This window comes from Brevibacillus soli (assembly GCF_044759095.2).
GTDB lineage: Bacteria > Bacillota > Bacilli > Brevibacillales > Brevibacillaceae > JBIYSM02.
Genome location: NZ_JBIYSM020000028.1, coordinates 25,962 through 47,705, shown reverse-complemented (window position 1 = coordinate 47,705; position 21,744 = coordinate 25,962). Strand labels below are relative to the sequence as shown.

Genomic DNA, 21,744 nt, shown 5'->3' with positions numbered 1-21,744 from the left:
AAGAACCTCGCACTTGCTTTTCCATGAAGCAGAAAATACGGGGATGAAGCAGAAAAAATCGGGATAAACCGCCGGCGCCGTTTAAAACCTGAGAAACTGTCGGAATTGACTGGCGTATTTTTGGCTGACCGGTATATGGGTTCTTTTTTGATCCTTCATGACCAGCATGAAAGTGGAATGAAAATGGGGATGAATTTCCTCGATCGCGTTTACGTTTACAAAATAAGAGCGATGGGTGCGAATAAATTGGTCCATCGGCAGGATCTTCTCTAATTCAACCAGACTGTATTTATTCAGGTAGGACTGACTCTCCGTATGGATCACCGTCTTCCCGTCCAGGGCTTGCAGAAAGGAGATCTTGTGAAAAGGGACGGGAACCCATCGCTCTTCCCGTTTGCCGACGAGAAATGGATGTTTGGGCAGCGGGATGCTTTCTGAATCCATCACATGGGAAAAGATCGCGGTAAGGCATCCTTCAGCCTGTCCCTGATGAATGAGGGGAATGGACATCCCGTAATAAGCCACGCCAAACAGATCGCTGGCGACATACTGCGATACCTTCTGCTTCGTTTGCAATGCCTTGTACGTAACAGACCCTTTGCGAATCGAGTCCCCTGGCTTGATTTTTAAATCAATGCTGTCACTGGGTTGATAGTAAAGGTACTTGGAGCGATCGGAAATCGCAACAGACACTTCTTTTGAAAATACCTGGCTGAAAGCTGCGATGATTGGCGAAACCGATGAAATCTCCATCTCTGTCACTCCTGTAAAAATGGGTTCTCCCCCTATTTTAGCAGATCAACCCGGATCTCTCGCCCAACTGGAGCGCTTTTTTCCCTTCTTCTCCTTGTGGTACAGTGAAAAAAAGGCTTTAGAGTGGGGAAGGAATGTGTCTTCGTGAAAATCGGTTACAGAACGATCAAAACAGCCATCGGCACGGCGGTCTCGATCTTTCTCGCCCAGCAGCTCGGGCTTGAATTTTACGCGTCTGCGGGCATTATCACCATCCTGTGCATCCAGGTGACGAGGAAGCAGTCCTTTCAGACGGCGTTGAACCGGATTTTCGCTTGTCTCTTGGGCATACTGCTGGGCATCGTTTGTTTCCTTGCATTGGGCTATCAGCCGGTAGCCGTACTGTTGTGGATTCTCGTGTTCATCCCGCTCACTGTACGCTATCGGATTACCGATGGCTTCGTGACGAGCGCAGTCGTCCTCTTCCACCTGTATTCCTTGCAGCGGGTCGACCTGGCGAGTGTGTTAAACGAGCTGGCCCTCTTAAGCATTGGGGTAGGCGTGGCTCTTCTCGCCAATCTGTACATGCCCAACGTGGAAAAGGAACTGAAGCAGCTGCAGCGTCAACTGGAACACAACTTCTCCGTCATTTTCAAGGAGTTTTGCTTCTATCTGCGCAACGGGGAGAGTGACTGGGACGGCAAAGAGATGATTGAGACGGCGGGACTGTTGGAAAAGGCGCTCGATCTCGCCTCGAGGGACGTGGAAAATCGCTTCGTACGGCAGGAGAACTCCTACTACCAGTACTTCGTCATGCGGGAAAAGCAGTTTGAGCAGCTGGAGCGAATGCTGCCGATCGTCTCTTCGCTGCACCTTCAGGTTCCCCAGGGGCATCAGATCGCCGATTTTCTGGAAAACCTGAGCAATTCCATTCACCCCGGCAATACGGCGCATATTTTTCTCGATGAGCTGCGGAAGATGCGGGAAGCGATCCAGCGCACAGCCCTGCCGCAGACGCGGGAGGAGTTTGAAATTCGCGCCTCGCTCTTTTTCCTGCTGCGGGAGATTGAGGAGTATCTCTACATCAAGCATCGGCTGGGAAAAAATCAGGAAGGAAAGGTGGCTGCCCTCGGTTAGGGCGGCCTCAACCCAAAAATAAGACTTAATAATGGTAACCATTACTTTTTCTCATTTTTCTGCAGATTCCACTCTGTGTTACTGTTAGGCCAGAGCATATCTGACAGGAAAGGAGCTTGCGTATGTTGCCATTTCGTGTTGTGGATCAAGCAGCCATTGAAGAGATATTGGAAATGAAAACGGTTATTGAGGTGGTAGAACAAGCCTATGCCTTGAAGGCGGATGGGCAGGCAAGCTTGTTTCCGCTCGTGTTTCACGAGTTTGAACCGGGAAAGGCGGACATGGACATTAAGTCAGGCCATGTGACGGGCGCGCATGTATTCGGGCTGAAATTGGTTTCCTGGTTTGGAGAAAACAGCGCAAAAGGGTTGCCGCAGCTGAACGGAGTCGTCATGGTGCTGGACAGTCGGACGGGGATGCCGATGGGAATTCTCAGCGGCGAATATATCACCTGCATGCGGACCGGTGCCGCGGGAGGGATCGGAGCCAAGTATCTGGCGCGGCCGGAATCTGAGCACCTGCTGATCGTCGGCAGCGGACATCAGGCTCCTTTTCAAATCATGGCGACACTCCAAACCATGCCTCACATCAAGAAGGTATCGGTGTGGAATCCACGGTCGCATGCGAAAGCTGCGGCGTTTTGTGAAGCGGTACAGAACCAATTCCCGGTGCCATTGACTGCAGTGGAGGATGGTGAGCGGGCCGTCGGGGAGGCGGACATCATCATTACCGCCACATCCGCACGGCAGCCGCTGATCCGACGGGAGTGGGTAAGGCCGGGAACACATCTGAGCTGCATCGGTGCCGACATGGAAGGAAAGCAGGAAATCGACGAGCGGTTGTTCGCCGATGCGCGGGTGTTTGTCGATGACGTGCCGCAGGCGGTGCACGTGGGTGAAACGGAAATCCCCGTAAAAAAAGGAATCATTACCCCTGACCGCATTGTCGCCGAGATTGGGGAGGTCATTTTGGGCCGCGCAGAGGGGCGTCAGTCCGATCGTGACATCACCATTTTTGACAGTACGGGTATTGCCATCCAGGACCTGCTGACAGCCGGTCACGTTCTGAAAGAGGCGGAGCAGCGAGGATTGGGAACCGTCGTTCACCTGTAATTTGGGAGGTAGGGAGGAGGGTCATCATGCTGGTAAAACCGTTTAAGGTAGAAGAGTGGATGAACGCGTATGAACATGAAGCGGTATACAACATTGCGGAAACCTGCGTCGATTCGTTGACACTTGGGGAACTGATTGCATTGTCGGAGGAGCCGGAGGATTTTTTACGGGCGCTTTCCACAAAGAAGCTGACGTACGGCCATATTGAGGGGTCCCCGGAATTCCGCTCGCACATTGCAGCGCTGTACAAGACGATGAAGCCGGAAAACATCCTGTCCATGAACGGAGCGATCGGGGCGAACTTTCTGGTCTTTTACACGCTTGTACAGCCGGGAGATGAAGTGATCTCCGTGCACCCGACGTACCAGCAGATGTATTCCGTGCCCGAGTCGTTCGGGGCTTCGGTGAAACTGCTCAAGTTGAAGCCGGAAAACGGCTTTATGCCTGATCTGAACGAATTGCGTTCGCTCGTATCCGACAAAACCAAGCTAATTTGCATCAACAATCCAAACAATCCGTCCGGTGCGCTGATGGACGAAGCCATCCTCCGTGAGATCGTGGAAATCGCCCGTTCTTGCGATGCGTACATCCTCTGCGACGAGGTGTATCGCGGGTTGTACCAGGATCCTGAGGCCAACATTCCGTCCATCGTCGATTTGTATGAAAAAGGGATCAGCACTGGCAGCATGTCAAAGGTGTTTTCGCTTGCCGGACTGCGCCTGGGGTGGATCGCCGCACCTGCAGACGTCATCAAGTCCTGCTTCCAGCACCGCGATTATACGACCATCAGCTGCGGGATGCTGGACGACACTCTTGCCGTTCACGCACTGAAAAACTACGACAAAATCATGGAGAGAAATCTCAGGATCGTTCGCGACAACCTGCAAATCCTCGATGACTGGGTGCAGCGGGAACCCCTGATTTCTTATGTGAAACCGCAGGCGGGTACCACCGCGATGCTGAAATACGAGGCACCCATTCCGTCCGAACACTTTTGCTTGGAGCTGTTCAAGAAGACAGGCGCGTTCCTGACGCCCGGAAGCTGTTTTGATATGGAAGGCTGGGTCCGCATCGGGTATGCCTGTGATACCGAGATGCTGAAAGCGGGCTTGGAAAAAGTCTCAGAATTCTTGCACACCCTCTCGTAATCTCTCTCATAAAGCCCTTCCTGCCATCGAGTAAGGAAGGGCTTTCATTAACTTTGACAATAGAAACTATTAAAGAATGCAATTAGTTGTATAATTATAAGTGTGCTACTATTTAGAAAAAAGTTTTGGGGGGATTTTGTCCTATGAGTCAACTGCAACTGAATACGGAACCGGCAAAGTCTAAACTCAGAGAAATCAACGTGTTTGTACTGCTCTTCGCGGTACTGGCCATCGCAGTCATTCTCACGTATATTCTTCCGGCCGGTGAATACGCACGAGTAGAGATGAACGGGCGAAGCGTAGTCGATCCCGCCTCTTTCAAACTGGTAGAGTCGTCTCCGGTGAAACCGCTCGGCCTGGTCAACAGCATCCACACGGGTATGGTGGAAGCGGCCAACATTATCTTTTTTGTGCTGATAATCGGTGGGACGTTTGGAATCTTGACTGCTACCGGGGCGATTGAGGCTTTGATTGTAACCCTGTCCCGCAAGCTGGCCAACCAGGAGAGGTGGCTTATTCCGATCATGATGCTGTTCTTTGCCGTGGGCGGCTCTTTGATGGGGATGGCGGAAGAGACTCTTCCTTACATCGCCATCATGGTCCCGTTGGCCGTCGCTCTGGGCTTTGACGTGATGACCGGTGCGGCCATCGTGCTGGTGGGCGCTTCCGTCGGATTTACCTCGGCCATCATGAATCCGTTCACTGTCGGTGTTGCGCAAGGGATTGCAGAGCTTCCGACGTTTTCCGGAATGGGCTTTCGAATTGGGGTTTTTGTCGTCATGTATCTCGTTTCTGTCGGCTTTATCTATCGTTATGCGATGAAAGTAAAACGGGATCGTTCCCAAGGATTTTTTGGTGAGTTTCAAACGCAAAACGCGGATGCGCTGCTTCGATCCGATATTCGCTTGACCACCGCGCACAAATGGATTTTATCCTGCTTCCTGATCAACTTCGTCGTTCTGGCGTTTGGCGTGATCAAGTACGGCTGGTACATTACGGAGATTGCGGGCTTGTTCGTTCTGCTTGGGATCGTCATCGGTCTGATCGGAAAGCTTTCTCCCAATACGATTGTGGAATCGTTTATGAAGGGCGCAGCCGGGTTGATCGCCGGAGCGTTGGTGATCGGCGTCGCAAGAGCAGTGGTAGTGGTACTGAACGAAGGGCATATTCTCGACACCATCCTGTATTACGCGGCTGGAGCGATCAATCAGATTCCTCCTGCGTTCAGTGCGGTAGGCATGCTCATCCTGCAAACGGTCATGAGCTTCATCGTTCCATCCGGCAGCGGGGAAGCTGCGCTTACCATGCCGCTCATGACGCCGCTCGCCGACCTCGTAGGCGTAACCCGGCAAACGGCGGTGCTCGCCTATCAGTTTGGCGACGGGATTTCCAACATATTCATCCCGACCTCCGGGTACTTTATGGCCGGATTGGCTCTTGCAGGAATTCCGTGGACGCGTTGGATGAAGTGGATCCTGCCGTTGATTCTCGTTCAATACGGAATTGCCGTCGTTGCCGTTGTGGTGGCACAGATGATCGGATACGGACCTTTTTAACGTAAGGAGGGAGTCTCATGACGACCGCAGCTGCCCAATCACTGGCAGAATGGGCGGTGCACCATCGCCGCCATTTGCACCAGTACCCCGAGCTGTCGGGACAAGAGTTTGAAACGTGCGCCTACATCAGACGTTGTCTGGAAGAGCTTCAACTGGAAATTCTTCCGTATCAGCCCCCCAACGTGGTTGCGCTGCTTCGCGGAACCGGGGGGAGAAAAACGATCGCGCTCCGGGCCGATATCGATGCACTGCCCGTAATGGAAGAAGGAGACAAAAGCTATCTTTCAAAAAATGCGGGTGTAGCTCACGTATGCGGTCACGACGGACATGCTGCCGTTTTGCTGGCGGCAGCCAAGTGGCTGTCGGAAAACAGGCAGCAGGTGAAGTCGAATGTGCTGTTCATCTTTCAGTCATCGGAAGAAATGCTCCCCAGTGGGGCGGAAGCGCTGGTGAAGCAGGGTGTGGTTGATCAAGCGGATGCGGTATTCGGCATTCACCTGTGGCAGCCGCTCGCCAAAGGCAAGGTCGGGGTGGCACACGGTGCGATGATGGCTTCCGCCGACGATTTTCGAATCGAGATTGAGGGGAAAGGCGGACACGGTTCCATGCCGCACGAAACCGTCGATCCGATTTACATCGCCAGTCACGTGATCGGAGCCCTGCAATCCGTCGTCAGCCGCCGCGTCAATCCGATTCAACCGGCTGTGATCTCGGTGGGAAAAATCGAAGCGGGAACCACCTATAACATTATTCCGAACCGGGCTTACCTGTCGGGTACGCTTCGTGCCCAGTCGGAAGAGACCCGACGATTCATGGCGGCGGAGATGAAACAGGTGGTGGAGGGAATCTGCGCCAGCTTCGGTGCGAAGGGGACATTTGAAATAGACTGGGGAACGCCCGCTGTCGTCAACGACAAAGGCATGAGCCGGTACGTGGAACGGGTTGCGACCGAGACGTTTGGCAGGGAAAATGTCGTGCACGTTGATCCGGTAATGGGAGGAGAAGATTTCTCCTACTATCTGGAGCGCAAACCTGGGGCATTCGTGTTCATCGGAATGAACGGGGAAAAAAGCCGCTATCCACACCACCATCCGCGTTTTGATCTGGACGAAGAGGTCTTTCCGATTGCCATCAACTTGTTTGTCCAACTGGTGCGCCAGTTTGAAGAGGAGGTAGTGTAACCACATGTTGTCTGTATCGTTTCTCGATATCCTAAAAGCTCATAAACGCTTGGGCGGCGAAGTCATGCAAACCCCCCTGATCCGTTCCGCGGCGCTGTCCAAGGAATCCGGCGCGGATGTATGGCTCAAGCTGGAAAGCTTGCAAAAGACCGGTTCGTTTAAGGTGCGGGGGGCTCTCAACAAGATTGCCTCCCTCACCGAGACGGAGCTTCATAACGGTGTCATCACCGCCTCTGCCGGAAATCACGCACAGGGTGTGGCGTATGCCGCGTCTCTGCGAGGCGTTTCCGCGCTGATCGTCGTTCCAAAGACGGCGCCGGAGACAAAAAAGGCGGGGATCAAGCGGTACGGGGCGGAACTGGTCGTCTTTGGCGACAATTACGATGAGGCGGAAGCACACGCCTATCAGCTGGCCAAGGAGACCGGCCGGACGTTTGTCCACGCGTTTGAGGATAACGAGATTATCGCGGGTCAGGGAACAGTGGGTCTGGAAGCGCTTCTCGAAGAGCCTGACTTCGATACCATCGTCGTTCCGGCGGGGGGCGGAGGCCTGATTTGCGGGATTGCAATTGCGGCAAAAGCAATCAATCCGGACGTGCGCGTGATTGGGGTACAGACCCATGCTTCACCGCCGTGGTATTATTCGTTCCGCGAGAAGCGGATGGTCGACGTGGAGTACAGCGATTCTCTGGCGGACGGACTGCATGGCGGGATCAGCCAGGGGAATCTCGATCTGGCGCTTCAAATCGTCGATGACTTTGTCCTGGTGGAAGAAGAACAGGTGGCAGAGGCGATGGCCTGGATGGCCCGCGAGCACCACTATATGGTGGAAGGATCAGGCGCGGTCGGTGTGGCCGCCTTGTTGAATGAAGCGATTCCCGGGATCCGTGGACAAAAGGTATTGAATATCGTCAGCGGAAGCAATGTAGATGCGGCAAAGCTGGCTAAAATCATCAATCGAACGGTGTACTGATGAAGATCGAGTCGGTTGAGATCATGGGTTTGTCACTGCCCCTGCTACAGCCTTTTGTCGTCTCATATGACACCTATCACGAACTGCCGAGCATCATCGTCCGGATCAGGACGGATTCAGGTCTCGTCGGTTATGGGGAAGCGGTTCCCGACGAGCATGTGACGGGCGAGACGTATACCAGCACCCTTGAGGTATTAAAGACTCATCTGGCTCCGGCAGTCATCGGGGAAGATCCGTTTCGCATCGAATGGATCCATCAGAAAATGAACCGCGCGATCTGGGGCGTTCCCTCCGCGAAGGCGGCCATTGATATCGCCTGCTACGATCTGATGGGAAAGGCGGCCGGACTGCCTGTCTATCAATTGTTGGGCGGACCTTATCATCAACAGCTGCAAATCCCTTATGTGCTCAGCATTCAGGAAACGGAACGGATGGCCGAAGAAGCCGCAGCTGCTGTGGAAAAAGGGTTCCGTTCCATTAAGATAAAAGTGGGCAGCGACTTGCCGACAGATATCAGCAGGGTACAGGCCGTTCGCGCAGCTGTGGGACCTGACGCACAGCTTCGTGTCGATGTCAATCAGGGCTGGGAGAATGCTGCAAACACGCTGTACGCACTTCGCCACCTGGAAGCGTGCCGGATTGACTGGATTGAACAGCCGGTGCATGCCGATGACATCGACGGGTTGAGTGAAATCCGGGCCAAGACGTCCATTCCCGTCATGATCGACGAAGGATTGCACGGAAGCAAAGAGCTGCGTCTCGTCATCGAAAAAAAAGCAGCGGACTGGATCAACATCAAACTCATGAAATGCGGCGGGGTTTTTCCTGCGGTGAAACTGATCCATCAGGCGGAAATGGCCGGTATCCGCGTCCAGATTGGTTCCATGGTGGAATCCTCGGTGGCGACGGCGGCGGGAGCCCATCTTTCCCTGGCGAAGAAAAACGTGCAATCCAACGAGATGGTTGGCCCGCTGATGTTTGCAACGGACATCGGTGATCTTGGATATGAGGGGGACTGTCTGAAGCTGAACCAGGAGCCGGGACTTGGCATCCGGATCGATGATCAAATTCTGCAATCGTTGACGAGGGAGTTCATAAAACGTTGAAGATCAAATAGCGAATGCAAACAAGGCTGACGTTTTACGGAAAACGTCGGCTTTTTTCTTGTTCGATTGGAGAACATCAGGTACACTTGCTTTCAAAGATGAAGTATCGCCGGATTTTTGTTCAGGCATGCGGGAGCGTGTGACAAGATGGAATTGAGAAATTTAAAAACGTTTCAAGCGGTTGCCGATCATCTGAATCTGACCAAGGCAGCCGAGCAGTTGGGCTACAGCCAGCCGACCATTACTCTGCAGATCAAGGCTCTGGAAAAAGAGCTGGGGCACGCACTGTTGAACAGGGTGGGCAAACGGACGTTTCTCACACCGGCTGGAAAGGTGCTAAAGCAGCATGCAGACCGGCTGTTTGCCGTGCTGGATGAGCTGGAAGAGGGGCTGAAACGGCTTCACAACCCGTTTGGAACGCTGGTCGTGGCAGCACCGGAATACTACTGCACCGAGTACCTGTCGCTGATCATCAAGTCATACGTGGGGCTTCATCCACAGGTTAAGCTGCAGCTGATCTCCTGCAACAGCCAGGAGACGCTGCGAAGAGTAAGTGTACACGAAGCCGATGTGGGAATCATTGCCGGGATTTGCACGCAGCCGGAAATGGAGTCAATCATCGTGGACCATGAGGAATTCGTTCTTGTGACTACTCCGGAACTTTTGCAGGAACACGGTGTAGAACATGCGCTGGAGCAGTATCCGTTTTTATCCTATCAAGAAGGCTGCAACCTGGGTGGCTTTATCGACGAGTGTTTGAAGGAAGCCAACTACGTGCCGCGCTCGGTGATCCAGTGCAGCAGCGAAGAGACGATCAAGCGGGCGGTGCTCAATCACACAGGGATCGCTTTGCTGAGCACCGCCTTGGTGGAGCAGGAACTTCAAAGCGGCAATCTGAAGGAGCTGTTTCGCTTTTCGCGAAAGGCGGAGACGTCTGTCATTTTCCTGAAACAACGCGCGCAGGAACCGGCGATTCAGACGTTTGTCGAGTTGGTGAAAGACGTCTGGCAGACGGTTCGGGAGGGGCAACAGTAATGCGTCCTGCGGTTGGAGCAGAAAACTGCCTGCTCGAAACGGAAGCCTTTATGGAATTGCCGCGCAAATTTTTGGATAAAGAGAGAATCAGGAGGCCCGCAGATGAAAGGGATCGAGATCAAGGACAGGATTTTGGTGGCAATCGCACTGGAGACCGGAAAAAGGGCTGAGAATATGGGAGGAATCATTTTCTATACAAAAGGAGGGGACTCCTTTATCCACGCTCTCCACGAGCTGTATCTGGACCAGGAGATCACGAATGTGGAGTTCGTCTTCGGAGGGGATGATTCCAGACCGATCGAGGCCGTCTGGACACATGCCAGATTGACTGAGAAGGGAATGAGGCATGTGAAACAACTTTTGGATCAGGCGAAGAAAAGAAATTCATAAGTGTTCCAGGAAATTCGTGCGCTCTGCAAATCCTTACGTAAAAGTAAGGATTTTTATTTTTGCGGAGTATCCAAAATAGTTTAACTATTTTTACAAAATGGATGTATAATTTTGGTAACTTTGTTAGTAATGTTAACTAACTGTGGTGGTGAATCCATATCCGTGGGAGGAGCAAGGAGAACAGGCAATACCAGGCTCGTAAAAAAGCTGAATAAAGAAGAGATCCTGCAGCAGGTGATTCGCAGCGGGCAAATCTCGCGAGCCGACATTGCCAAGCGGACACAGCTCAGCCGGCCGTGCGTCTCCGCGCTCGTAGACGAAATGATCCGGGAAGGGCTGCTGCACGAAGTCGGGATAGGCGACTCCAGTGGAGGGCGGAAGCCAATCCTGCTGGAGTACAACTACCATGCGTACTCCATTGCCGGGGCCGTGTTTGAAGGCTCGACGCTCACGATGGCGATCGCTGACCTCAGAGGAGAATTTTTGGCCCGCTACCAGACACGGCTGGTACAGCCCACCAACGGTGAACTGCTGATCAAGGATCTGACGGACGGGCTGGAAAAGCTTCTGGCCAAAAGCGGCGTCGAACGCGACCGTCTGCTGGGCATCGGTGTCGGCCTGCCGGGGATCACCCAAAGGCGGAACGGTACCGTGAGCTTCTCCCCCAGCACAGGATGGATGGGGCTGCCGATCCAGCAGGAGATTGAACGGGTGCTGGGCATCCCGGTCATCATTGACAACGACGTCAATATGATGACACTGGGAGAGTACGCCCGCGGCGTGGGAGCAGGCGCATCCCATGTCGTCTACATGTACGTGGGTACGGGCATCGGCTCGGGTGTCATTCTGGACGGACAGTTCTACCGGGGAAGCCGGGAAGCGGCAGGTGAGATCGGCTACATGCCGATCGGGCCCGTGCATACCCGCCAGGATGGGGAGTTTGGTGTATTTGAAACGCACTATTCGGTCCCGGGCATTGCCCGCAAAGCGCAGGGATTTCTCTCTGGCCTCCAGGAAGGCTCGAGTATCATACATCAACTCATCCATCACGCCGATCAGGGGAACCAGGAAGCGCGGCAGCTGCTCGACGACGTGTACCGGCACTGGGCGTACGGCATGGCAAACATCATCAGCGTCCTCAATCCTGAGCTGTTGATCCTAAGCGGAGAGATGATCCACATGGATGAAAAAGGGGTGAATCGGATTTACGGTTGGTTGGAGGAGTGGGTTCCCGTCGTACCGCGCATGGAAAAAGCCAGCCTGGGCGATCAGGCAGGTCTGGTCGGCGCCGTTTACAGTGTGTTGGAAGCGTTTCCTTCCGCAAAATTGCTGGACAAATGAAATGAAAAAACGAGGGGGAGTATGGTTGTGAATAAGACCAACAGCTTGTTGAAGAAATGGGTTCACGGTTTGTTCGTCAGCTCGGTGGCGCTTGCCGTTACCGCCTGCGGAGGCGGAGGACAAACGGCCAAGCCCGCTGATACCGGCGGCAGCACACCTGCCGCTGCCAACCAACCGGCCGCTCAACCGGCGCCATCTGGTGAAGCGCAGAAATTGGTGATCTACACGGCACGCGACAAAAACGTGGTGGAAGAGATCATCCCGAAGTTTAAAGCGCAAAATCCAGGCATTGAAGTAGACGTGCTGACCATGGGTGCACAGGAAATCCTGGAGCGCGTGCGGGGGGAAAAAGCAAATCCTCAGGCTGATTTCTGGTGGGGAGGCACCCAGTCCGCTTTGATGACAGCAGCCGATGAGGGGTTGCTGGAGAGCTACAAACCTACCTTCAGTGACAAGATCCCGGATCTTTACAAAGACAAGCAGGATCGCTGGTACGGTGAAATGCTGCTGCCGGAAGTCATCATGTACAATCCGGATGCGTTGAAAAAGGAAGACGCGCCAAAGGATTGGGATGACCTGCTGGATCCGAAGTACAAGGACAAAATCATCATCCGCGGCGTACTCAAATCGGGGACGATGAGAACCATTTACTCTGCCATGATCTATCGTCAAGGCGCGGACAATCCGGAAAAAGGGTATGAATGGCTGAAAAAACTGGACGCCAACACCAAGGAATACGCCCAGGATCCGACCAACCTCTACCTGAAGCTGGCCCGTCAGGAAGGTTCGCTCTCGCTTTGGAACCTGCAGGATATCATGATTCAAAAAGAAACGAAAAAACAGCCGTTTGACTTCATTTATCCGGCGAGCGGAGCGCCGATTCTCGTCGATGGAGTGGGCATTGTCAAGGGCGCGAAGAACGCGGATGCGGCGAAAAAGTTCTACGAGTTCCTGTTCGATGAGAAGCTGCGCGTTGAGCTGGCGGAAAAACTGTTCCAAATCCCGACCCGCACCGATATCAGCAAGGACAGCCTGCCAGCCTGGCTGAAGGGTATCGAGTTGAAGCCGATGGATATTGACTGGTCCGTCATGGCGGCGAAAGAGAAAGACTGGATGCAGTACTGGGATGAAAACATCAAAGGAAAAGGCAAGAACTGATGAACAGACGGGGGGAAACCTCCGTCTGCTCGCAAGTGCATAGGGGGGGAATCTGTTGAGCGGTGTAGCACTGGATCATGTGAGTAAACAATTTGGCAGCGTGCGAGGCGTAGAGGACGTTCACATTGATATCAGACCAGGAGAGTTTTTTACGTTTCTTGGTCCCAGTGGATGTGGCAAGACGACGACGCTGAGGATGATTGCGGGCTTCTATTATCCCACATCGGGCCGAATACGGTTTGGCAATCAGGACGTGACCACCCTGCCTCCAAACAAACGAAACACAGGCATGGTGTTTCAAAACTACGCGTTGTTTCCCCATATGAGCGTGTTTGAAAACATTGCGTTCGGCCTGGAAGTGCGCAAGCTTCCCAAATCAGAGATCAGGGATAAAGTGGAGCGCGCGCTAAAGCTCGTTCATCTGGAAGGCTACGGCAATAGACGGATTGACCAGCTTTCCGGCGGTCAGCAGCAGCGTGTGGCATTGGCGCGGGCGCTTGTCATCGAGCCGCAGATTCTCTTGTTGGACGAACCGCTTTCCAACCTGGACGCGAAGCTGCGCGAGGAAACCCGGTTCGAGATCAAGCGACTCCAGTTGGAGCTGGGGATTACCACCATTTATGTGACGCACGATCAGGCGGAAGCGATGTCCATGTCGGATCGCATCATGGTGATGCAAAACGGCGTGGTGCAGCAAATCGGCACTCCGGAGGATATTTATCATCGTCCGTTGAACCGTTTTGTGGCCTCATTCATCGGCGAGACGAACCTGTGGGAAGGCACGGTCGTCGGCATCGAAGGAGACGAGGTCCGTGTCGAGATTGCACCCGGGCTGGTCCTGAGCGGCTATCTCAACAACGCTTCTCCGCAGTGCCAGATTCGACGGGGGGAGAAGCTCGCCGTCTCCGTCCGGCCTGAATCCGTTCAGGAAGCGGATCCAGAGAAGGCGGACGCCGCCAATGTGGTAACAGGATCTGTCATCATCTCCGAATTTACCGGGGCTACCGTCCATTATATAAGTGAGGCAGCCGGCAATCGGCTGCGGGCCACGTTCGTCAATCAGGGGCACCGCGTCAAACAGCGAGGCGAAGAGCTTTCCCTGCTGATTCCCAAAGAGAGCATCTACTTCGTAGGCTAGGGGGGGATTTGGATGAAAGTGGAACTGGCAAGGCGGACTGCGCCAAAGAACTGGACTGCGGTCACCTCTTCTCCCCATTTCGTGTACATACTGGTAGCCCCGTTGTTCCTTGTCCTGCTGGCGTACGTCGTATACCCGCTGTTTCAAACGTTCATGCAAAGCGCACAGCTTGACGGGCGATTTTCGTTGGCCAATTACGCCCGATTCTTTGACCCGGAGCATCCTGCCAACCTGGAAGCGCTGTGGACCAGCATTATCCTATCCGTATTAAGCGTAATCACCTGCGGCATCGTCGGGGTGACCATGGCGTTTCTGCTGGAGCGCTACGAGTTCCCCGGCCGCAAGATCCTGACCGTGTTGGCCATGGTGCCGATGGCATTGCCGCCGCTCGTCGGCGTGCTTTCGTTCACCTTTCTCTACAGCGAAAGCGGGATTATCCCCCGCACGCTCAAATTCCTGTTTGATCTCGAGCAGGTGCCCTTTTCCCTGAAAGGCGTCTGGGGTGTGTTGGTGGTACACACGTTTACGATGTATACCTATTTTTACATGACCGCCTCTGCCGCCATCAAAGGACTGGACCCGTCACTGGAAGAGGCTGCCGCCAGTTTGGGGGCAGGACGATGGTACGTGTGGCGTCGCGTCATTCTCCCCATGCTCACTCCCGCCATGGTCGCATCATCACTGCTTGTGTTCATGATCTCCATGGCGTCGTATACAGCACCGCTCATTTTTGGAATCGAGCGGACGATGACGATGCAGATTTACCTCTCCCGTACCAACGGGAATCTTGATATGGCGGCTACGCAATCGACCATTCTGTCCGTGGTCTCCATCCTGTTTCTGCTGCTGATGCGCTGGTATCAGGGCATCCGCAACTACCAGAACATGAGCAAAGGGGTAAGCGTACACCGAACCGAGGTGAAAAGCCCGCTGGGAAAATACGTGTCGATGCTTCTCTCCACGATCGGCGTCGTGATTTTGATGCTTCCCATCCTGGTGCTGGTGTTGATTTCCTTTTCTGAGGACGGGACTTGGACCGTGCAGATCCTGCCGCCTGTATACACGGTTGATCACTATGTGGAGCTGTTTACTGACAGCAAAACGTGGAAGCCGATCGCTACCAGCTTTGAATTGAGCTTTCTGGCCACAGTGGGCAACGTCATTTTCGGGGTGGCGGCGGCTTATGCCATGGTTCGGCTCAAATTCAAGGGAAAAACCCTGCTCGATGTGCTGATCATGCTCCCGTGGGCGCTCCCCGGCACTGTGGTTGCGGTCAATTTGATCACCGCCTTCAGCGAACCGAACCTGTTCAGCTTTCAACAGGTACTGGTCGGCACATTCTGGATATTGCCGCTTGCCTACTTTGTACGCCACCTGCCGCTGGTCTTTCGCTCCACCTCTGCTACCCTCATGCAGATGGACAGCTCGATCGAGGAAGCAGCCCGAAATCTGGGAGCGAGCTGGTGGTACAGCTTCCGTCGGGTGGTGTTTCCGATGGCGCTGAGCGGGGTGCTGGTGGGGACACTGCTCGCGTTTGTCCAGGGAATCGGCGAGTTCGTCGCTTCCATCCTGCTGTTTACCCCACGTACAACGCCGCTCTCTGTGGAAATTTTCCAGCGCATGTACGCGTTTGAGTTTGGGACGGCCTGTGCTTACGGCGTCCTGCAGATTACCCTGATCATCATCGTACTCTTTATCTCCCGCAAGGTGACCGGAGACAACGCCGGCACCGCTGTCTAACCCCCGTCGTGTCCATTCATGGCGGCAGCATGGGACGGCACAGGAAAAGCCATGATTGAACTTGCAGGAAACTGGCCACTTCCTGCGGATAGATCAATCACAAGGAGAAATGGAGGAAGGTTCATTGAGAAAGGGAATTGCGAAGCTTTTTTCCGTTGTTGCCACGGTAGCGATGGCGGGCAGCCTGGCACTGCCGGTTGCCCCCGAGCGGGCGTACGCCGATCGCGGCGTCGTGGACCTGTGGAAGTCAATCAAGCCGCTATCCACCATTGCCAGTGCCATGAATACGGGCGCCCACCCCGACGACGAGCACAGCGCCATGCTGGCCTATCTCGCGTTGGGTAAAGGCGTCGACACGTCAAGCATTATCGCCAACCGCGGCGAAGGCGGGCAAAACGAGATTGGCAGCGAACTGGGCAACGCGCTCGGGATCATCCGGACGCGCGAGCTGCAGGAAGCTTCGAAAGTTACCAACGTCACGTTAGGCATTCTCAGCGAACAAATCGATGATCCCATTTTCGATTTCGGCTTTTCCAAAAGCCCTGACGAGACCTTGACCAAGTGGGGCGAGCAGGTCGTGTACGAGCGGCTCATCCGCAAAATCCGCGAGCTTCGCCCGGACGTGGTGATCCCGGCTTTTTTGAACGAACCATCGACCCACGGCCACCATCGCGCCATCAACGTGATCACCGTCAAGGCGTATAAGGACGCTGCCGACCCCCATGTATTTCCAGAGCATATGAAACAGGGACTGCAGCCGTGGCAGATCAAAAAGCTGTATGTACCCGCGAAAAAAGAGGACCACAACGTCAGCGTGCCGGTCGGGGAGTACGACGAGATGTACGGGGCTTCCTACGTGCAGCTGGGTGAAGAATCGCGCTTCATGCACAAGAGCCAGGGCATGGGTCGCCACTACGACGAGGGGCCCAGCTTCAATTACTACAAGCTGGAGAAGTCGACTGTCGAGGCGAAGGAGAAGGAAGCGGATTTCTTCGACGGAATCGCCTACACCTTTGAGGATTTGGCCAAGGAGGCAAGCGGCAAACAGGATGGACAGAAGGTGGCGAAAGACCTGCGTGTGCTGCAAAAGGACGCGGATGAAGTGATGGCCGCTTTCCCTCACTTTGCCAAAGTGGCGAAGGAAGTCCACGAGATGAAGCTGGACGTGCAAACGGCTATCCAGGACGTAAGCAGCTCCAGGCTGGACGATGCGACCAAACAAGACCTGATGCACCGCCTGCAAGTAAAGGCGAACCAGCTGAACCTGGCAAGCGCAGAAGCGACCTCGTTCGTTGCCAAGGTGAAGCCGGAGACGGGCGAGCTGGTTGCCGGTCAGACGACCAAGGTGACCGTCACGGCTTATAACGGCGGGCAGGTCAAGTTGAGCAAGGTAAACCTGAAGCTGAACGTTCCGAAAGGCTGGGTGGCCAAACCAGAGGGAAGCACGCAGTTCCCGCAGCTGGGCTACAACCAGACCGTATCTGCGACATTTGACGTATCGGTACCGTCCGACGCACCTCTGTTCAAGCCTTACCAGCTGCCGACGCTTACTGCCGATGTGTCCTACGAGGCGTTTGGCGCGCTGAATACGGTTCGGGCCGTTCCGCAAAACGCCGTCGCTGTGCTGCCGCCATTCGCCCTGTCGTTGACCCCCAGTGCGACGGTGCTGAACACCCTGAAGCCGGAAGATCCGATTCCGGTGAAAGTGACCGTGCGCAACTACACACCGGGGAAAGCACAGGCCGACGTCTCCCTGCGTCTGCCGGACGGATGGAAAGCGGAGCCGGCCGTTCAGCCGGTTTCCTTCAGCGCAAAAGGGGAAACCAAATCGGTAGCCTTTACCGTGAAGCCGCCGTCCTCTGTCAATATGGGCAAATACACGGTGTCCGCCGTGGCTGCCAGCGGCTCGGCAACAAGTGAGCACGGAGCACAAGTCATCAGTTATCCGCACATTGGGAAAACGTACTTTGTCCAGCCGGCGGCATTGTCGATCCAGGCCTTTGACCTGGAGGTGCCGGAGGGTCTGAAAGTAGGGTATGTCTCCAGCGGGTTTGACAACATCGACCAGTACCTGGAGCAGGTTGGCGTAGACGTGACCCGCTTGAGTGAAAAGGACATTGAATCGGGAGATCTGAGCCAGTACGACACCATCGTGCTTGGCATCCGCGCCTACGGGTTCCGTCCCGAGCTGATCACAAGCAACGGCCGCCTGTTAAAATACGTCGAAAACGGAGGCAATCTGGTTGTGCAGTACCACAAGCCGGAAGACAAGTGGAAGCCGGAGCTGGCTCCGTACCCCATCACCATCGGAACGCCGCTGATCCAATGGCGAGTCACGGACGAAGCCTCCAGGGTGACGATGCTGGCACCCGATCATCCGATCTTTACGACACCGAACAAGATTACAGAAGAGGATTGGAACCACTGGATTCAGGATCGTTCCGCCTACAACCCGGACAAGTGGGGAAGCGAGTACGTGGAACTGATCACAAACGGCGATCCGGGTGAAAAGGAATTCACCGGCACGTTCCTGACCGCCAAGTACGGCAAGGGTACCTACACCTACAGCTCTCTTGTCTGGTATCGGGAAATCCCTGCTCTGGTACCGGGCGCCATACGGATGTTCGTGAACATGGTCAGCTTGAAGCAATGAGTTGAACAGGGGGAGGGCCCTCCCGCGGGTCCTCCTTCCCTAACATTAAGAAGGCGGGTGAACTCATGAAAGCGATCAAACTGCACGGGCGACGGCTCAACGACGTGCTGGCAACAGCGCCGTTTGCCGTTTTGCCGCTCGGGTCCGTCGAGTACCATGGGCCCCATTCGCCTCTCGGTACCGACTTTTTCCTCGCCGAGGGATTTGCCGATGCCATTGACCCGGCGCTAAACCCCCTGATTTACCCGACCGTTCCATTCGCGCCTTGCCCGGGGAAAACGCAGGACTACCTGGGAACGGTTTCCGTTCGGCCCGAGGTATTTCTTTCCTATCTTACCGATGTAGTAGAGGGGATCTGCCGTCAAGGCATTCGCAACATTGTCCTGCTGAACGCTCACGATGCCAATATGGGTCCGTCGCGTACCGTTGCGGAAGCGGTTACGGGAAGGTACAAGGACGCAAGCTTTCTCATTGTCAATTGGTGGCAAATGGTGGCTGTTCCGTTTGCCGAAGAGCAGGGGTTGTTCCAGGGGACGGCGGGTCGCGGGCACGGCGGTCCGTACGAGATGTCAGCGGTGAAGGCCTTTTATCCGGAACTGGTTTTGGTCGGGGAGGAAGATGCGGAACTGCAACCGCCGCCGCCGTTGTCGCCGCTTCCCTACGTACTGGTAGAAGGGACCCCGCAGGGATGGGCGGGCTACACAGGCAGCATCAGGCAAACCTCCTTGCAGGCTGGGCAGACCATTGTAGCCGAGGCTGTAAAGAACATGAATGAACTGATCCGCCATTGGCTTCTTATGCGAAGGCAGGAATATGCGGGAGAGGAGATAACAAGATGAACTACCGTGACAAAATATTTCGAGAAGAGGGAACGAGCTTCCCGGGCAAAACCTACACGGAAGCCGTTCTGGAGCCCGCGTATAACGAAGCCAAAGCGCACTTGCTCAGGCCCATGATGGCGATTCATCATGCCCATCTGATCATGCTGCGGGAGCAGGAGCTCATCACCGAGAATGATGCGAAACGAATTGCCCGAGCCCTTCGCTCGCTTGACCTGGAAGAACTGCGCCGTGCCAGCTATTCCGGACAGTTTGAGGACTTGTTCTTTCAGGTAGAGAGCCAGCTGCTGGAGTCCGCTGGAGACATCGCCGGCAACCTTCATCTTGCCCGCAGCCGCAATGACATGGGCGTCACGATCTACCGGATGGTGCTGCGCGACAAGCTGCTCGTCACCCTGCATTCGGCCCTCTATCTGAAAGAGCATTTGCTCCTGTTTGCGGAAGAGCACGTGGATACCGTGATGATCGGCTACACGCATACCCAGCAGGCGCAGCCGACGACCATGGCCCACTACGTAATGGCCGTCGTCGATTCGCTCAACCGCGACATCCAGCGTCTCGTCAACGCCTACCGTACCTGCAATCGCAGCAGCATGGGCGCAGCCGCTCTGACCACCTCCGGCTTTCCGATCAGCCGCGAGCGGATGATGCAGCTCCTGGGCTTCGACGGCCTGGTGGAGAATTCCTACGATGCCATCGGCGGAGCCGACTATCTCGGGGAAACAGCCGCGGCATTTCAGCTTGCCGCCATTAATCTGGGACGGACGGTGCAGGATCTGCTGCAGTGGTGCACGATTGAGTTTGCCGTGCTGAAAGTGGCGAGCCCGTACGTGCAAATCAGTTCGATCATGCCGCAGAAGCGAAATCCGGTCTCGTTTGAGCATATGCGCTCGCTTTTATCAAGCGTGGTGGGAAACGCCTCCGCCGTACTGACCATGATGCACAACACGCCGTTCGGCGACATCGTCGACACCGAGGACGACATGCAGCCGTACGCGTGGAGGGGTCTGGCCGTCTTGGAACAGATGTACCGCCTGATGGCATGCGTAGTCGGCACCATGGATGTGAACAAGGACGTATTGCTGGAACGGGCAAAGGGCAGCTTCGCCACGGTTACCGAGCTGGCTGATACGCTGGTGAGGACGGAAGGACTTTCGTTCCGCACGTCCCATCACATCGTCGGCCGGGTTGTAAACGAAGCGGTCCGCCAGGGGCTTACAGCCGATCAGATCAGCCTTGATCTGGTAAACGAGGCAGCGGAAACGGTCATCGGCCGGAAACTGCGCATCACCGAAGAACAGCTTAGACTGTCACTCGACCCGGTCCATTTTGTGACGATTCGATCCCTGCCGGGCGGTCCCAGCCCGACAGAAATGAAGCGGATGATCTGCGAGCGCAAACGGCAGCAGCAGGAGCAGGCAGAATGGCTGGAAGACGTGAAACGTTCAGGTGAAAACGCCATGCGGTACCTGGATCAGGTCATTTCCCGATGGAGTGAAGCGTGATGAAACGCATACACATCCCCTTGCTGGCAGTGGACGGAGGAGGCACCAAGTGCCTGGCTGTCTTTGCCGACACGGATAAAAGCATACGGGGCACGGGCCGGGCCGGTTCCTGCAACTATCAGGGAATCGGAGTGGAGTCGGCGGCCCGCGAGTTAATCAAGGCAATCGGTCAGGCGATGGATGACACCCTGCGAGACCATCAGGAAAACCATGTCCAATGGGATGTAGAGTGCGCTGTCTTCGGTCTAGCCGGACTGGATACGGAGCACGATCGCCGCATCCTCAAACAGATGGTAGAGGGAGTACTGCAGCAGCTGCAGATCCGCGTTCGACATCTGATTGTGGAAAACGACGGCTTTGCCGCCCTGTTGGGAGCGACCAACGGGGAAGCCGGTATTCTCGTCATCGCCGGTACGGGGTCCATTGCCTACGGCGTCAACGGGCAGGGAGTGACGGCTCGGGCCGGCGGCTGGGGCCATCGTGTCGGTGATGAAGGGAGCGGATTCTGGATCGGCAAGCAGGCGATCACGGCGGTATTAAAGGCTGCCGATGGGCGCGGTGAGGCAACCAGCCTCTCTGCCCTCCTGCTTCCCTATTTGGGTCTGTCGCACGTGGAGGATTTGTTTAACTGGACGTACGGAGACGAGTATTCCGTAGAAAAGGTCGGGGAGCTGTCCCGCCTGGTCAGTCAGGCAGCAGCGTACGGGGATCAGGCGGCCGCCCGTATCCTCGAAGCGGCCAGTGAGGAATTGTATCATGCGGCTCGTGCTGTCATTCATGCATTGGAGATGACAGACAAACCGTTCAAGATGATTCTGCAGGGCGGTGTTTTGCAGAACGATGAACGCGTGAGGGGCATGGTGCTGGGCAAAATTCGCCGGATTACTCCTTTCGTGCAGATCGAGACGGCAAAAAACGATCCGATCTACGGCGTGATCGCCAAAGGGCTGGCGTTTTTGCAGAAGCAGTCCAAAACGTAAGCAGCATAGAGGTGGTTTCC

Annotated in this window: 18 protein-coding genes; 17 read left to right on the top strand and 1 reads right to left on the bottom strand. The window is 55.1% G+C overall.

Annotation, left to right across the window (positions count from 1 at the left end; translation table 11 throughout):
* Positions 1-81: 81 nt before the first annotated feature.
* Entirely contained in the window at positions 82-753 is a 672-nt protein-coding gene (locus ACE99V_RS12940) for a LytTR family DNA-binding domain-containing protein (RefSeq protein ID WP_400491504.1), read from the bottom strand.
* Between the two features lie 144 nt (positions 754-897).
* Between ACE99V_RS12940 and ACE99V_RS12935 the strand changes: the two genes are divergently transcribed.
* The 17 genes from ACE99V_RS12935 to ACE99V_RS12855 all read left to right on the top strand — a co-directional run bounded on the left by ACE99V_RS12935 (position 898) and on the right by ACE99V_RS12855 (position 21,724).
* Positions 898-1,869, top strand: coding sequence for an aromatic acid exporter family protein (locus ACE99V_RS12935; RefSeq protein WP_400491503.1), 972 nt, complete (start codon positions 898-900; stop codon positions 1,867-1,869).
* Positions 1,870-1,991: 122 nt separating this feature from the next.
* Entirely contained in the window at positions 1,992-2,981 is a 990-nt protein-coding gene (locus ACE99V_RS12930; RefSeq protein ID WP_400491502.1) for an ornithine cyclodeaminase family protein, read from the top strand.
* A gap of 26 nt (positions 2,982-3,007) precedes the next feature.
* A complete protein-coding gene (locus ACE99V_RS12925; protein WP_400491501.1) occupies positions 3,008-4,129 on the top strand; it encodes an aminotransferase in 1,122 nt (373 codons plus the stop codon).
* A gap of 143 nt (positions 4,130-4,272) precedes the next feature.
* The gene (locus ACE99V_RS12920; protein ID WP_400491500.1) at positions 4,273-5,685 is read left to right on the top strand and encodes a YfcC family protein; all 1,413 of its coding nucleotides are present in this window, start codon (positions 4,273-4,275) and stop codon (positions 5,683-5,685) included.
* A gap of 17 nt (positions 5,686-5,702) precedes the next feature.
* Entirely contained in the window at positions 5,703-6,866 is a 1,164-nt protein-coding gene (locus ACE99V_RS12915) for a M20 metallopeptidase family protein (protein ID WP_400491499.1), read from the top strand.
* Positions 6,867-6,870: 4 nt separating this feature from the next.
* On the top strand, positions 6,871-7,839 hold the full coding sequence (locus ACE99V_RS12910; protein WP_400491498.1) for a threonine ammonia-lyase: 969 nt from the start codon (positions 6,871-6,873) through the stop codon (positions 7,837-7,839).
* Positions 7,839-8,945 carry a mandelate racemase/muconate lactonizing enzyme family protein gene (locus tag ACE99V_RS12905; protein WP_400491497.1) on the top strand — a complete coding sequence of 369 codons (1,107 nt, stop codon included), beginning with the start codon at positions 7,839-7,841 and terminating at the stop codon, positions 8,943-8,945. Before ACE99V_RS12910 ends, ACE99V_RS12905 begins: the two co-directional genes overlap by 1 nt.
* A 147-nt stretch (positions 8,946-9,092) precedes the next feature.
* A complete protein-coding gene (locus ACE99V_RS12900; protein ID WP_400491496.1) occupies positions 9,093-9,980 on the top strand; it encodes a LysR family transcriptional regulator in 888 nt (295 codons plus the stop codon).
* 102 nt (positions 9,981-10,082) lie between these two features.
* Positions 10,083-10,370, top strand: coding sequence for a hypothetical protein (locus tag ACE99V_RS12895; protein ID WP_400491495.1), 288 nt, complete (start codon positions 10,083-10,085; stop codon positions 10,368-10,370).
* 162 nt (positions 10,371-10,532) lie between these two features.
* Entirely contained in the window at positions 10,533-11,711 is a 1,179-nt protein-coding gene (locus tag ACE99V_RS12890; RefSeq protein WP_491624844.1) for an ROK family transcriptional regulator, read from the top strand.
* 45 nt (positions 11,712-11,756) lie between these two features.
* Complete coding sequence (locus tag ACE99V_RS12885; protein ID WP_491624845.1) at positions 11,757-12,869, top strand: extracellular solute-binding protein; 1,113 nt, start codon at positions 11,757-11,759, stop codon at positions 12,867-12,869.
* A gap of 55 nt (positions 12,870-12,924) precedes the next feature.
* Positions 12,925-14,007, top strand: a complete 1,083-nt coding sequence (locus ACE99V_RS12880; protein ID WP_400491492.1) for an ABC transporter ATP-binding protein — start codon at positions 12,925-12,927, stop codon at positions 14,005-14,007.
* Positions 14,008-14,019: 12 nt separating this feature from the next.
* On the top strand, positions 14,020-15,747 hold the full coding sequence (locus ACE99V_RS12875; protein WP_400491491.1) for an ABC transporter permease: 1,728 nt from the start codon (positions 14,020-14,022) through the stop codon (positions 15,745-15,747).
* 124 nt (positions 15,748-15,871) lie between these two features.
* Positions 15,872-18,400, top strand: a complete 2,529-nt coding sequence (locus tag ACE99V_RS12870; protein WP_400491490.1) for an NEW3 domain-containing protein — start codon at positions 15,872-15,874, stop codon at positions 18,398-18,400.
* Between the two features lie 65 nt (positions 18,401-18,465).
* On the top strand, positions 18,466-19,239 hold the full coding sequence (locus tag ACE99V_RS12865) for a creatininase family protein (RefSeq protein ID WP_400491489.1): 774 nt from the start codon (positions 18,466-18,468) through the stop codon (positions 19,237-19,239).
* Complete coding sequence (gene argH, locus ACE99V_RS12860) at positions 19,236-20,744, top strand: argininosuccinate lyase (RefSeq protein WP_400491488.1); 1,509 nt, start codon at positions 19,236-19,238, stop codon at positions 20,742-20,744. Before ACE99V_RS12865 ends, argH begins: the two co-directional genes overlap by 4 nt.
* The gene (locus tag ACE99V_RS12855; RefSeq protein ID WP_400491487.1) at positions 20,744-21,724 is read left to right on the top strand and encodes an N-acetylglucosamine kinase; all 981 of its coding nucleotides are present in this window, start codon (positions 20,744-20,746) and stop codon (positions 21,722-21,724) included. Before argH ends, ACE99V_RS12855 begins: the two co-directional genes overlap by 1 nt.
* The last annotated feature ends 20 nt before the right edge of the window (positions 21,725-21,744 follow it).

Coding starts and splice junctions, on each gene's coding strand:
- ACE99V_RS12920 (WP_400491500.1), top strand. CDS start 4,273: ATGAGTCAACTGCAACTGAATACGGAACCGGCAAAGTCTAAACTCAGA.
- argH (WP_400491488.1), top strand. CDS start 19,236: ATGAACTACCGTGACAAAATATTTCGAGAAGAGGGAACGAGCTTCCCG.
- ACE99V_RS12900 (WP_400491496.1), top strand. CDS start 9,093: ATGGAATTGAGAAATTTAAAAACGTTTCAAGCGGTTGCCGATCATCTG.
- ACE99V_RS12905 (WP_400491497.1), top strand. CDS start 7,839: ATGAAGATCGAGTCGGTTGAGATCATGGGTTTGTCACTGCCCCTGCTA.
- ACE99V_RS12930 (WP_400491502.1), top strand. CDS start 1,992: ATGTTGCCATTTCGTGTTGTGGATCAAGCAGCCATTGAAGAGATATTG.
- ACE99V_RS12915 (WP_400491499.1), top strand. CDS start 5,703: ATGACGACCGCAGCTGCCCAATCACTGGCAGAATGGGCGGTGCACCAT.
- ACE99V_RS12925 (WP_400491501.1), top strand. CDS start 3,008: ATGCTGGTAAAACCGTTTAAGGTAGAAGAGTGGATGAACGCGTATGAA.
- ACE99V_RS12910 (WP_400491498.1), top strand. CDS start 6,871: ATGTTGTCTGTATCGTTTCTCGATATCCTAAAAGCTCATAAACGCTTG.
- ACE99V_RS12855 (WP_400491487.1), top strand. CDS start 20,744: ATGAAACGCATACACATCCCCTTGCTGGCAGTGGACGGAGGAGGCACC.
- ACE99V_RS12865 (WP_400491489.1), top strand. CDS start 18,466: ATGAAAGCGATCAAACTGCACGGGCGACGGCTCAACGACGTGCTGGCA.
- ACE99V_RS12895 (WP_400491495.1), top strand. CDS start 10,083: ATGAAAGGGATCGAGATCAAGGACAGGATTTTGGTGGCAATCGCACTG.
- ACE99V_RS12875 (WP_400491491.1), top strand. CDS start 14,020: ATGAAAGTGGAACTGGCAAGGCGGACTGCGCCAAAGAACTGGACTGCG.
- ACE99V_RS12940 (WP_400491504.1), bottom strand. CDS start 753: ATGGAGATTTCATCGGTTTCGCCAATCATCGCAGCTTTCAGCCAGGTA.